The 12,047-nt window shown below is 69.3% G+C and carries 12 protein-coding genes and 1 rRNA gene; 10 read left to right on the top strand and 3 right to left on the bottom strand.

The genetic code is table 11. The features are described 5' to 3' along the window. The first annotated feature begins 141 nt into the window (after positions 1 to 141). The 9 genes from rrf (at position 142) to ACFU5O_RS11225 (ending at position 7,520) form a co-directional block, all read left to right on the top strand. Positions 142 to 258, top strand: a 5S ribosomal RNA gene (rrf, locus tag ACFU5O_RS11265). Between the two features lie 194 nt (positions 259 to 452). Beyond that, complete coding sequence (locus tag ACFU5O_RS11260; RefSeq protein WP_384238912.1) at positions 453 to 1,097, top strand: HAD family hydrolase; 645 nt, start codon at positions 453 to 455, stop codon at positions 1,095 to 1,097. A gap of 43 nt (positions 1,098 to 1,140) precedes the next feature. Beyond that, positions 1,141 to 2,376 (top strand): MFS transporter, encoded by a 1,236-nt coding sequence (locus ACFU5O_RS11255; RefSeq protein WP_384238910.1) that lies wholly within the window; start codon positions 1,141 to 1,143, stop codon positions 2,374 to 2,376. Continuing rightward, positions 2,327 to 3,502 (top strand): acetoin utilization protein AcuC, encoded by a 1,176-nt coding sequence (locus ACFU5O_RS11250; protein ID WP_384238908.1) that lies wholly within the window; start codon positions 2,327 to 2,329, stop codon positions 3,500 to 3,502. Before ACFU5O_RS11255 ends, ACFU5O_RS11250 begins: the two co-directional genes overlap by 50 nt. Before the next feature lie 190 nt (positions 3,503 to 3,692). Continuing rightward, positions 3,693 to 4,508: a phosphatase gene (locus ACFU5O_RS11245; protein WP_384238906.1), complete on the top strand. Its 816-nt coding sequence runs from the start codon at positions 3,693 to 3,695 to the stop codon at positions 4,506 to 4,508. Positions 4,509 to 4,636: 128 nt separating this feature from the next. Beyond that, positions 4,637 to 4,846: a helix-turn-helix domain-containing protein gene (locus ACFU5O_RS11240; RefSeq protein ID WP_158687078.1), complete on the top strand. Its 210-nt coding sequence runs from the start codon at positions 4,637 to 4,639 to the stop codon at positions 4,844 to 4,846. Between the two features lie 110 nt (positions 4,847 to 4,956). Next, entirely contained in the window at positions 4,957 to 5,055 is a 99-nt protein-coding gene (locus ACFU5O_RS11235) for a 30S ribosomal protein bS22 (RefSeq protein ID WP_003948845.1), read from the top strand. Between the two features lie 172 nt (positions 5,056 to 5,227). Then, complete coding sequence (locus tag ACFU5O_RS11230; protein ID WP_384238904.1) at positions 5,228 to 6,328, top strand: NAD-dependent epimerase/dehydratase family protein; 1,101 nt, start codon at positions 5,228 to 5,230, stop codon at positions 6,326 to 6,328. Positions 6,329 to 6,353: 25 nt separating this feature from the next. Beyond that, positions 6,354 to 7,520, top strand: a complete 1,167-nt coding sequence (locus ACFU5O_RS11225; RefSeq protein WP_384238902.1) for a lysophospholipid acyltransferase family protein — start codon at positions 6,354 to 6,356, stop codon at positions 7,518 to 7,520. 112 nt (positions 7,521 to 7,632) lie between these two features. Here the strand turns inward: ACFU5O_RS11225 and ACFU5O_RS11220 are convergent, their stop codons facing one another. From ACFU5O_RS11220 to ACFU5O_RS11210, 3 genes are all read right to left on the bottom strand, one after another. After that, positions 7,633 to 8,853 (bottom strand): DUF5667 domain-containing protein, encoded by a 1,221-nt coding sequence (locus tag ACFU5O_RS11220; protein ID WP_384238901.1) that lies wholly within the window; start codon positions 8,851 to 8,853, stop codon positions 7,633 to 7,635. 328 nt (positions 8,854 to 9,181) lie between these two features. Continuing rightward, entirely contained in the window at positions 9,182 to 10,027 is an 846-nt protein-coding gene (locus tag ACFU5O_RS11215) for an ECF subfamily RNA polymerase sigma factor, BldN family (protein ID WP_384238899.1), read from the bottom strand. A gap of 450 nt (positions 10,028 to 10,477) precedes the next feature. Then, the gene (locus ACFU5O_RS11210; protein ID WP_384238898.1) at positions 10,478 to 11,416 is read right to left on the bottom strand and encodes an HAD family hydrolase; all 939 of its coding nucleotides are present in this window, start codon (positions 11,414 to 11,416) and stop codon (positions 10,478 to 10,480) included. Positions 11,417 to 11,553: 137 nt separating this feature from the next. On the opposite strand from ACFU5O_RS11210, the gene ACFU5O_RS11205 reads away from it, so the two are divergent. Further along, complete coding sequence (locus ACFU5O_RS11205; RefSeq protein ID WP_384238897.1) at positions 11,554 to 11,829, top strand: glutaredoxin family protein; 276 nt, start codon at positions 11,554 to 11,556, stop codon at positions 11,827 to 11,829. Positions 11,830 to 12,047: the final 218 nt, after the last annotated feature.

Genomic DNA, 12,047 nt, shown 5'->3' with positions numbered 1-12,047 from the left:
CTGGTGGAGTTGACCGGTACTAATAGGCCGAGGGCTTGTCCTCAGTTGCTCGCGTCCACTGTGTTAGTTCTGAAGTAACGAACACGCCGAGACCGCACACCAGGGGTGTGCCGGTCGGCCGGGTTCACATCTTCATAGAGTTTCGGTGGTCATAGCGTTAGGGAAACGCCCGGTTACATTTCGAACCCGGAAGCTAAGCCTTTCAGCGCCGATGGTACTGCAGGGGGGACCCTGTGGGAGAGTAGGACACCGCCGAACAATCATTCAGCCTCAACCCCCGGACATTGTCCGGGGGTTGAGGCATTTTTGCGTTGTGCTCGGTACAGCCGTGCTGTCGGGACGTACGTCGAAGGCCGGGTGCCGAGCGGGGACTTCGCGCTTCGCACGCCGGTCTGCCGGCCGACGGCATGGGCGCGGTGCGGTGGCTCCGGCCTGCTTCCTAGTCTGGACCCATGCGCTATGACCTGATCATTTTCGACAACGACGGTGTGCTCGTCGACAGCGAGCCCGTCGCCAACACCATCCTCGCCGCCTATCTGACCGAGCTCGGGCATCCGACCTCGTACGACGACTCCCTGCGCGACTACATGGGGGCCGCCGTGCACCGGGTGCACGATCTGGTGCTGGAGCGGACCGGTGAGCGGCTGCCGGCCGACTTCGACGAGACCCTGCACTCCCGTACATTCGCCGCCTTCGAGCGGGAGTTGGAGCCCGTCCCGGGAGCCGTCGAGGTTCTCGGCAAGCTGGTCGCGGACGGGGTGCCGTACTGCGTGGCGTCGTCGGGAAGCCATGAGCGGATCCGGGTCGGGCACCGGAAGACGGGGATGGACACGTGGTTCAGGGACGAGAACATCTTCAGCGCCCAGGACGTGGGCCAAGGTAAGCCCGCGCCGGACCTCTTTCTCCACGCCGCCGAGCGGATGGGGTTCCCGCCTGAGCGCTGTGTCGTGGTCGAGGACAGCGCGCTCGGCGTCGCGGCGGCCATGGCCGCCGGGATGGACGTGTACGGGTTCACGGCGATGACGCCGGCCGCGAAGCTCGCGGGCGCCGACGGACACTTCGCCGACATGGCTGAGCTCCCGGGATTGCTCGCCTGATCCGTCTACCCACGGGTAGTCGGGCCGCTTACGCTGTGCGGCCATGACGAACGCGAATGCGCGGTTGCGGCACGGTCGGTCCTCGTTGGCGCTGAGTTTCTTCGTGCAGGGTGTGACCTTTGCGCTGCTCGTGACGCGCATACCCGCCATCCAGGACCGGTACGGGATATCCGACGGCCTTTTGCCCGTATTTCTGGCGGCCGTGCCGATCCTGGCGGGGGTCGGCAGCGTGGCCACCGAGAAGCTTGTGGCCAGGGTGCGGCCAGGAGTGGTGCTGCGATGGTCCCAGCCGGTCGTGCTGCTGTCGCTGCTTGCCGTGGGCGCCGGTGGGGACATGTGGCAGCTGGCGGTCGCCCTGGGGTCCTTCGGGCTGGCTGTCGGTGCGCTGGACGCGTCCATGAACATGCTCGGGGTGAGCCTGCAACGGGCCTACGGGCGCAGCATCATGCTCGGGTTCCATGCCACGTACAGCCTCGGTGGGATCACCGGCGCGTCGCTCGCATGGGCCGGCGCACACTGGGATCTGCCGCTCGTGGTGTCGTACCTGCCCGTGGTGGCGGTGCTGCTGCCGCTGGCGCTCATGGGGAGCCGTTGGTATGTCGACGGGGAGGGTGGGGCGGGGGCCCAGGAGGCGGCCCAGGAGGCGGCTCAGGGCGGCCGGGCGGTGGCGTTCTCGGTGCTGCTGCCGTTGTGTCTGGTGATGACGTTCGCGTACATCGGGGATTCGACGGTGTCCAACTGGAGCGCCAAGTACCTCCAGGACGTACTGGGGAGCTCGGAGGAGCTGGCGACCGTTCCGTACAACGCCTACATGGTGACGACGCTGCTGGGGCGGGCCGTAGGGGATCTGGGAGTGCGGCGTTTCGGGGCAGCGACGGTCGTGCGGTGCGGGACGGTGCTGGCCGCGGGCGGATTCGCCGTGGTGGCGCTGGCTCCCGGGGCGTGGGCAGGGCTCGCCGGGTTCACTCTGCTGGGACTCGGGCTGTGTGTGATCGTCCCGCAGACGTTCGCGGCGGCCGGCCGGTTGTTCCCGGCCGCGAGCGATGTGGCTGTCGCGCGGCTGAACGTCTTCAACTACGTGGGGTTCTTGATCGGGTCGCCGCTCGTGGGGGCGCTCGGGGACGCGTGGAGCTACCGGGGTGCGATGCTCGTGCCGATGGTGTTGGTGCTTGTGACGTTGCTGTATGCCCGGTCGTTCGTGGCGGAGTCCGACCGATACGGTGGCGTTCATGAGCGGCCGCGCACGGTTGATGTGGGACGAAGCGGTAACGAAGTATGACTTCGGGGCCGGACATCCGATGGATCCGGTACGACTCGCGCTGACCATGGGGTTGGTGCGGGCGTACGGGCTGGACCAGGCGTTGGATGTGGTGGCGGCCAAGCCCGCCGGCCCGTCGACGCTGCGCCTGGTGCATCGTGAGGACTACGTCGAGGCCGTGCGGGCGGCGTCCGCCGACCCGGGGCTGGCGGACCAGGCGTACGGTCTGGGGACGATGGACGACCCGGCCTTCGCGGGGATGCATGAGGTGTCCGCGCTGATCGCGGGGCAGTCCGTGGGGGCGGCAGAGGCGGTGTGGCGTGGGGAGGCCGCTCATGCGGTGAACTTCACGGGCGGGCTCCATCATGCGATGCCGGGTGCGGCGTCGGGGTTCTGTATCTACAACGACGCGTCGTTGGCGATCGCGCGGCTGCTGGAGCTGGGGGCGGAGCGGGTCGCGTACGTGGACGTGGACGTGCATCACGGTGACGGGGTGCAGTCGGCGTTCTGGGACGATCCGAGGGTGCTGACGATTTCGCTGCACGAGCATCCGCGGATGCTTTTCCCGGGAACGGGGTGGCCGCAGGAGACGGGCGCTGCGGGCGACGCAGAGGGCTCTGCCGTCAATGTGGCGCTGCCGGCGGGTACGGGGGACGAGGGGTGGCTGCGGGCGTTTCACGCGGTGGTGCCCGAGCTGCTGGCCGACTTCCGCCCGCAGGTACTGGTGACGCAGCACGGAGCGGATACGCACTTCGAGGATCCGCTGGCGCATCTGGCGGTGTCCCTGGATGCGCAGCGGCTGGTGCAGGAGGCGTGCCACACGCTTGCCCACGAGTGGGTCGAGGGCGGGCGATGGGTGGCGCTCGGCGGCGGGGGGTACGCGGTGGTGGACGTCGTGCCGAGGTCGTGGACGCACCTGGTGGGGATCGCGGGGCATGCGCCGGTGGACCCGGAGTCGGTGATCCCGTCGTCGTGGCGGGACGAGGTGTATGCGCGGACACGGCAGTTGGGGCCGGGGCGGATGACCGACGGGCGTACACCGACGTGGAGTGCATGGGACGAGGGGTACGACCCGGCGGACCGGCTGGATCAGGCGGTGCTGGCCACGAGGCGGGCGGCGTTTCCGCTGAGGGGGCTGCTGGCGTAGGTCCCCGCGAAGGGGCGGTGAGGAGCGGTGCGGTACGAGTGTGCCGACCTCCCTGCGCCTTCCGCCTCGGCCAGGTCGCGTCGCCGCCGAGGTCGCGGCAAGTGGGCGCAGGGACCGGAGTGTTACGCCGACTGTGCGGATCTGCCCGGGTTTCCCGGCGGGCTGCACGGGGCTGCGGGAGCATCGGGATGTGTTGAGCAGGGAAGCGTTGCGGGCACATTTGTTGGCGGCCAGGCTGGCGGGTCCGGTGGCAACCTCGAGGGAGGAGAGCCTGCGGAGCTATCGGCTGTTCGCGGCGCGGGATCCGCGGGTCACGCTCGGACTCGATCCCGAATGGGTATGGGCCGAGCGCGATTTGCTCGCACTGATGGCCGACAAATGCGGGGTTTCGGGCAACCCTGATCATGTGTCCGGGCCGGATGTGATCAATCCCGAAAGGACGCTCGACGGGCTGGATGCGTTCGCCGAGCGGCTGGCGGAGGCGGCGGAGCGTCGGGTGCCGGTGCTCCTGGGGACCGGGCATCCCCATCGGCTGCTGGGGTTCTACGCCGGACTGGCAGACGCTTTGTCGGCGGCAGGATGTCCCGTACTCACACCGGCGCAGGGGCGATGTGTCGACATAACGACCCGGTTCGGCGTACGCACGTACAACCTCCAGTACGTACGAGGAGTCGCGGTGGTGCGGGAACAGGGGGCGTGGGACACCCGGAGTGAAACGGGCGCACATACCCATTCCCCCCTCCCGGTTCGGGCTGCCCTGGAGGGGTTGGCCGAGGCCGGCGGGCCGCTTCCCGGGCTTGTCGTCGGAGACCACGGCTGGGTCTGCGGGGCAGGTCAGCTGGGGTTCGATGCCATCGGGTTGGCGGATACGGACGATCCCGCGCTGTTCGTCGCCGAGGCCGAGGGCCGCGTGTCGGTCACCGTTCCGCTTGATGACGCTGTGCGGTCCGATTACTACCGGCCGCTTACTCGCTATGTACTCAATCGAGCGTGTCTGTCACAGTAAACGGCCGATGGCTGCTCCTCTTCCCCACTCGCACCACCCGCCCCTAGTCTGGTGAGTGAGCGCACCGCGACGAAGAGTCACCGGAGGGGAAGCCGGTGGGCGTCGTGTGCGGAAGGTACAGGTGGGTCATGGCTGCTGGCGAGAGGCCTCTCAACGAGGTCAAGTTCCTGACCGTGGCGGAAGTCGCCTCGGTGATGCGCGTGTCGAAGATGACCGTGTACCGCTTGGTGCACAGCGGTCATCTGCCGGCGATCAGGGTGGGGAGGTCTTTCCGGGTACCGGAGCAAGCGGTTCACGAGTACCTCCGCGAGTCTTTTGTGGGGGTCGAATCCGCCTGAGGCGCCCCTCGGATTACTTGCTCCGAGCTCGGGCCGGTAGGCTAGGCCGACGTAGGTCGTGTGGGCCCAGACGCCCCGCACCGAGTGAAGAGAAGTGAGCGAGGGTAGTCGTGGGCTCTGTTATCAAGAAGCGGCGCAAGCGGATGGCGAAGAAGAAGCACCGCAAGCTGCTCAAGCGCACGCGCGTTCAGCGTCGCAACAAGAAGTAAGCGGCGGCTGTCCGTGAATTACGCGGCCCTCCCACCATCACGGTGGGAGGGCCGCGGTGCGTCGTACGGCGTTGGAGGCAATGAGCCGTGAAGACTGTCCTGCGGTCATCACAGCGCAACGTCAACCCGCTACGGTGACGCCTAGGGGAGAACCGAACGGAAGGCGCTGATCTTGGGCAAGGTCGTGCTCGTCACCGGTGTGGCCCGGCAACTGGGGGGCCGCTTCGTACGCCGCGTCCAGCGGGACCCCGAAGTGGAGCGGGTGGTCGGCGTGGACGCGGTGACTCCCGAGCATCATCTGGGCGGCGCGGAATTCGTTCGTGCCGACATCCGCCAGCCGGCCATAGCCCGGGTGCTTGCCGAACACGGGGTCGACACCGTCGTCCATCTGGACGTCACGGGCACACCGCTGGGCTCGGGCGGCAGGACCTCGGTCAAGGAGACCAACGTCATCGGCACCATGCAGCTGCTCGGTGCCTGCCAGAAGTCGCCCACCGTCAAACGGCTGGTCGTCAAGTCCAGTACGAGTGTGTACGGCTCCGCCCCACGTGATCCGGCCGTGTTCACCGAGACCACCCCGCCCAAGTCCCTGCCGAGCGGTGGCTTCGCCAAGGACGCGGTGGAGGTCGAGGGATACGTACGCGGATTCGCGCGGCGCAGGCCGGACGTGGCGGTGTGTGTGCTGCGTTTCGCGAACATCCTCGGGCCGCGGGCCGACTCCCCGCTCGCCGACTACTTCTCGCTGCCCGTCCTGCCGACGGTCTTCGGCTACGACCCACGGCTGCAGTTCGTCCACGAGGACGATGTCGTCGAGGTCCTGCGGATCGCCTCCCACGAGCCGCGCCGCGGAACCCTCAACAGCGGCACCTTCAATGTCGCGGGCGACGGAGTGCTGCTGCTGTCGCAGTGCTCGCGGCGACTGGGCCGTCCGACGGTGCCGGTGCTGCTGCCTGCGGTCACCTGGGTCGGTTCCGCGCTGCGTACCGTCGGTGTGACCGACTTCTCCCCGGAGCAGATCCGTCTGCTCACCCACGGCCGGGTGGTGAGCACGGTCCAGATGCGCGAGACCCTGGGCTTCGACCCCACGCACACGACAGCGGAGACGTTCGCGGAATTCGCGCGCAGTCGCGCGCCCGGGCTGTTGCCGCCGGAGGCGGTGGCCGGCGCCGTGGACAGGCTCGCCGCTCTGCCGGCAGCGGCCGGCCGCGCAAGGAAGACCGACCCCAGCACCACCGCGACGACGACGGCGAACAGCACTCAGAGCGCCGGATAGCGCCGGATAAGGAGCGCAAGCAACGATGGCGGACGCCAAGGTCATTCCGTTCGACGACGACCGGTCACGCACGGGCGCGTCGCAACGCCCGGCGCGGCGGCGCCCCGGGGCAGGCCGGCGCAAGGCCCCCGCCGAGGCGGTGACGATGCGCGAGGTGCCGGCCGGGGCGGTGCCGGGGCAGCCCGAAAGGGAGCTGCAGGGCGGTGCGGGTACGACGCGAGAGACCGGCCCCGTGTGGAACGCGGCAGGCGGCGTCCGCGGCGAGGAACAGCCGCCCGTGCCCGATGCGGGCGGCCAGGGCGGCCACAGGCGTCAGAGCAGCCCCGGAAGCCCCGGAAGCCCTGGAAGCACGGGTGGCTGGGACCGGCGGATCGCGGGCGGCCTGGCGTTTCTGCGGCGGCGGCTCACAGGGGACTACGAGGTCGACGAGTTCGGCTACGACAAGGAGCTCACCGACCAGGTGCTCATGTCGCTCGTGCGGCCGCTGTACGAGAAGTACTTCCGGGTCGAGGTGAAGGGCATCGAGAACATCCCGTCGCACGGCGGGGCGCTCGTGGTGGCCAACCACTCCGGGACGCTGCCGCTCGACGGGCTGATGATGCAGGTCGCGGTGCACGACAACCACCCGGCCGGGCGGCATCTGCGGCTCCTGGCCGCGGATCTGGTCTTCATGCTGCCGGTGATAAACGAACTGGCGCGGAAGGCGGGGCACACCCTGGCGTGCTCGGAGGACGCCGAACGGCTGTTGCAGCAGGGTGAGGTCGTGGGGGTGATGCCCGAGGGCTTCAAGGGCATCGGAAAGCCGTTCGGTGAGCGGTACAAGCTGCAGCGCTTCGGGCGGGGCGGCTTCGTCTCCACGGCCCTTCGTGCGGGTGTGCCGATCGTGCCGTGCTCGATCGTCGGTGCGGAGGAGATCTATCCGATGATCGGCAATGCGAAAACGCTGGCGCGGCTGCTGGGGTTCCCGTACTTCCCGATCACGCCGACCTTCCCCTGGCTGGGGCCGCTCGGGGCGGTCCCGCTGCCGACGAAGTGGACGATCCAGTTCGGCGAGCCGATCCTGACGGACGGCTATCCGCCGGAGGCGGCGGAGGACCCGATGCTGATGTTCAATCTCACCGACCAGGTGCGGGAACAGATCCAGCACACGCTGTACAAGCTGCTGGTGCAGCGCCGCTCCGTGTTCTTCTGACGGAGTTCCTTCTTCGGTCCCTCCGGCGGAGTGGCCGAGTTCGCCGACGTGTACGCAAGAGGGGGAGAGGGCCCGTGTGGGCGCCTCTCCCCCTCTTGCGTCGACCCGCTGCTCAGTCGTCCTCGGTATCGAGGCCCAGGCCCGGGAGGAGGCCCGGCAGCAGCGGCGGGAGCGTGACGTCCGGCATGGGCGGCATCGATCCCCCCGCCCCGGACGGGGCGGACGGTGTCGAGCTGTTCTGCGGGGGGTTGAGCAGGCCGCCCGTGTCGCCCCCGAGCAGCCCGTCGTCCTCCGTCGTGCCCGAACCGGAGGGGCGGGGCAGACCGCTGTCGTCCGACCTGCCGGACGAGGGCGCTGACGACGACGGCTGGTCCGTGCCGTACGAGCCGGTCGAACCCCTGGACGTGTCGGGGGTCGCTCCGGGCCGCTGGGACGTGCCGCTGTCCTTCTCAGGAGCGCGCGGCAGCAGCGACTGGAGCGGTCCGACCTCCTGGTCTATGGCGTCGAAGACCGAGCTCACCTCGTCGCCGACGTCGGTGAGTTGGGCCGGCAGGCGGGTTCGCAGTCCGTCCCACGTTTCGCGGTGGGAGCGGGAGAACGAGGAGAGGGTCGCGATGGGGCCGAGCGAGCCGTCCCGTTCGTACGCCTGGTGAAGGAGCCGGTGGCCCTCGGTGACGTCGTGGTGCATTCCGGTCAGAGCCCGCCTGACCTCGCCCATCGACTCGTGGTCCAGCTCGCCGGCCCGGCCGCGCTCCATCAGCCGGCGGGCTTCGCTGAGCCGGGTCGAGGCCTGGTCGAGGTAGAGCCCGCCGCGGTCCGCCTCGTCGTCGGCCATGCCGAGCTTGAGGTCCTCCATGCCGCGCTTCAGCCCGTAGAGCGAGTCACCGGGGAGGGCGTCGGAACTGGCAGCGGCGACGCCGCTGAGGGCTCCGGCGGCTACTCCCACGGTGAGGCCACCGGCCGCGAGGCCCTTGGACCAGCGGGATCGCGGGCGTAGTTTCCTGAGCGGTGATGCCCGGTGGGCGCCGCGGCCGGAGGTTCGCTGCTCCGGGACGGCAGGGCCGCCGGACGCACTCCCTCCTGAGGCTGTGCCCTCCATGAGCATCGCCTCCATGGCGGCGACGAGCTGGGCTCGCTGCACCACCTTGACCTCGGGATCCAACTCGGGCTTCGGCAGCTCGCCGAGGCCGTTCGCCAGGGCCAACAGCCGCCCTTGTTCGGCCCGTTCGGCCGAATCCTCGGGCTGGTCGGCCGCCGCGCCCCGGAGCGTCCGATCCTCCAGGGCCTGGGCGAAGGCGTTCGCCCGCCGGTGCGCCGAAACGTTCGCGATCACTGGCGGCACCTCCTCTCGTCATGACGATCGACTCCCCGGGGGTTCCGGAAGGTTGCACGCCTTGAGCACATCCACACGATCGAGTGAGTGGCTGCGGACAGGACGTGACCACAGGGAGCCTGCATTCCGCACAACGAGCGGCTCGGCAGTTGGGTTACGCGCGAAGGATGATCGGACCAGTGCGTCATCAGCCGCTCACGGGTGGTGAGTTGAAGGGACAGGACTGCGTGGGGGGCTGGATGTGGGGTCCGGTGCGTGTCTGCGGGGGGAGGGAGGAGGCCAGGGAGCACGGCGCAAGGCGTGGGTCGGGGCTGGGGGCGGGCGCCGGTCAGCGGGCGTCGTCGGGGAGGAGCCGTGCCAGCGTGCGGACGGCGCGGTACTGCAGTGTTTTGATCGCACCTTCGTTCTTGCCCATCACGCGAGCGGTCTCGGCCACGGACAGGCCCTGCAGGAAGCGCAGCGTGACGCATTCCTGCTGCTGCGGGTTGAGCTTGCGCACGGCCTCCAGCAGGGCGGCGTTGGAGAGCGACTCGAGGACCGAGTCCTCGGGGCTGCGCTCGACCTCGTTGGCGTCGAGCATCTCGCCGGTGGTCACTTCCAGTCGGAAACGGCTCGACTTGAAATGGTCGGCGACCAGATTGCGCGCGATCGTGACCAGCCAGGCCCCGAAGTCGCGCCCCTGCCAGGTGAAGGTGGAGATACGGCGCAGGGCGCGCAGGAACGTCTCGCTGGTGAGGTCCTCCGCCGTCGCCTTACCGCCGACGCGGTAGTAGATGTAGCGGTAGACGGTGTCGCTGTACTGGTCGTAGAGACGGCCGAACGCGTCGGCCTCTCCGGCCTGGGCCCGCTCGACCAGGTCCATCATGCGCGCGCTGTCGCTGTCGGCGCTGGGGCGGCGGGCGGTGGTCGAGGCGCCGGCATGGCGGCCACCCCGTCTGCCTGTCTCGCGCCCGTCGGCCGACCGTCGCCCGTCGACGACGCCACTGTGCGCCGGCCCCTTCTCGATTCCGTCCGTCAGGGCATAGCAGGGTCCGGCAGGGCCGAGGGCGGCAGGGCCCGGCGCGGCGAAAGCGGGGACGGCGTACGCGGTGGGGACGAAGCCGCGCAAGTGGTCGAGGACCGTTGCGCGCAGCGTAGCCAGGCCCGAGGCGTCAACCCCGACGTGTGGGTACACGGGACTCCCAGAGGCAGAGCTTCCATCACGTGCAGTGCGGGACCGTTCACTCGTCGTGGCGACGGGCGGGGTCCTTAATGCGTCTGAGGAGAATAACGCTTCGTACAGGCAGCGCTACACCCAGTTGCTCAAATCATCGATTCCGTCGCTTCTGTTACCGCAAAGCGGCGGATTGAGTAGCAGATTGTGATCGCTTATTGATCGGATTACTTCGCGATCTGTTGCAGCGCGTGATGGCTTGTGCTCATGTGCCGGCACCGGGACTGGCGGGAGGCCCGGCCGGGTAAGAGGGCCGGAATGCGGCGCACCGGCGCCCGGCGTCGAGGGCCTGCCGCCCGGCGGCACTTGTGTCACGGGGGTGGCGCCGGGGATGACGGGTCGGCGGCCGGTCCCTGCCGTGGCAGTGGCCCGGCCGTGGTGCCGGTGGCGTACGTGTCCCCGTCGGGGGTGTCAGCGGCGGCGGCGGTGCAGGGCCACTGCCGCTGCCGTGCCGCCGGCGAGGGCGCCGACGCCCGCCGCGGCCGGGATGCCGACCTTGGCCGCCTTGCGGCCCGTGCGGTAGTCGCGCAGCCGCCACTCGCGCTCGCGCGCGTGCTTGCGCAGCTTGGTGTCGGGGTTGATCGCGTACGGGTGCCCGACGAGGGAGAGCATCGGGATGTCGTTGTGCGAATCGCTGTACGCCGCGCAGCGGGTCAGGTCCAGGCCCTCGGCCGCCGCCAGGGCGCGTACGGCCTCGGCCTTCGCCGGGCCGTGCAGCGGTTCGCCCACCAGCTTGCCGGTGTAGACGCCGTCGACGGACTCCGCGACCGTGCCGAGCGCGCCGGTCAGGCCGAGCCGGCGGGCGATGATCGTCGCGGTCTCGACGGGCGCGGCGGTGACCAGCCACACCTTCTGGCCCGCGTCGAGGTGTGCCTGGGCGAGGGCGCGGGTGCCGGGCCAGATGCGGTCGGCCATGTACTCGTCGTAGATCTCCTCGCCGATCGACATCAGCTCGGACACGCGGTGGCCCTTGACGATGGACAGCGCGGACTCGCGCACGTCCTGCATATGGTCCGGATCCTCGACCCCGGCGAGCCGGAACCATGTCTGCTGCCAGGCGAATCTCGCCAGCTCGCGGCGCTGGAAGAACTTCCGCTTGTAGAGGCCGCGCCCGAAGTGGAAGATCGCGGCGCCCTGCATGACGGTGTTGTCGAGGTCGAAGAAGGCTGCGGCGCGGTCGTCCCCGGCGACGGGGAAGGTCGGCCTCATCGGCTCCGCTTCGCCGGCGTCGGGGGAATCGGCGAGCTGCTGCGAGGTCTTGCGCGCCGCCTCGGCGGCGGCCTCGCCTGCGAGGACGCTCCGGGCGGTTGCCGAGCGCCTACGGGGGGTGAGCCATCCCAGTGCGGCCATGGCGTGAGCATAGCCAGTCGGTTCGGCACTTCCTGACTCGCGGGGATGCGAAGGCGTGAACTCTCGATGGCCTGACTGTTAAACCCGGCCATTCGGGCGTGCGGCCGGTTGCGGAGGGCGAGGCGGAGAATGGGGTCATGAGTCCTCTGCTGCGGCGCGCGAAGAAGAAGGCCGGCGAACGGGTCGTCACCTTGATCGGGAAGCCCGGATGCCATCTCTGTGACGATGCCCGGGCGGTGATCGAGGAAGTGTGCGCGGAGACCGGCGCCGCCTGGGAGGAGAAGGACATCACTCGGGACGAGGAGCTGCACCGGGCGTACTGGGAGCAGATCCCGGTGGTCCTGGTGGACGGCGAGCAGCACACGTTCTGGCGGGTGGACGCCGGCCGGCTCCGCCGCGAACTGGGGGCCTGACCCGAAAGGCGGCTACCATCGTGCGCGATTTGTCGGAGTCTCGGGGGCATGGGCGTAAGGAGTGTGGACCGCTTTGCCCTCTTCGGTTTTCCAACGGACAGGCGCGGTCCGCGGTTCCGGAATCGCGCGATCGACTCGCGTGACCCCGGTCACTTTGCTCGGACAAAACGGACACCATCTTTGTGCACGCGTTCACAAAGACATAGCCTGCATTCGAC

The sequence above is a fragment of the Streptomyces sp. NPDC057445 genome, assembly GCF_042802855.1.
Lineage (GTDB): Bacteria > Actinomycetota > Actinomycetes > Streptomycetales > Streptomycetaceae > Streptomyces.
The sequence above is the reverse complement of the archived record's forward strand: the minus strand, read 5'-3'. Positions and strand labels throughout refer to the sequence as shown.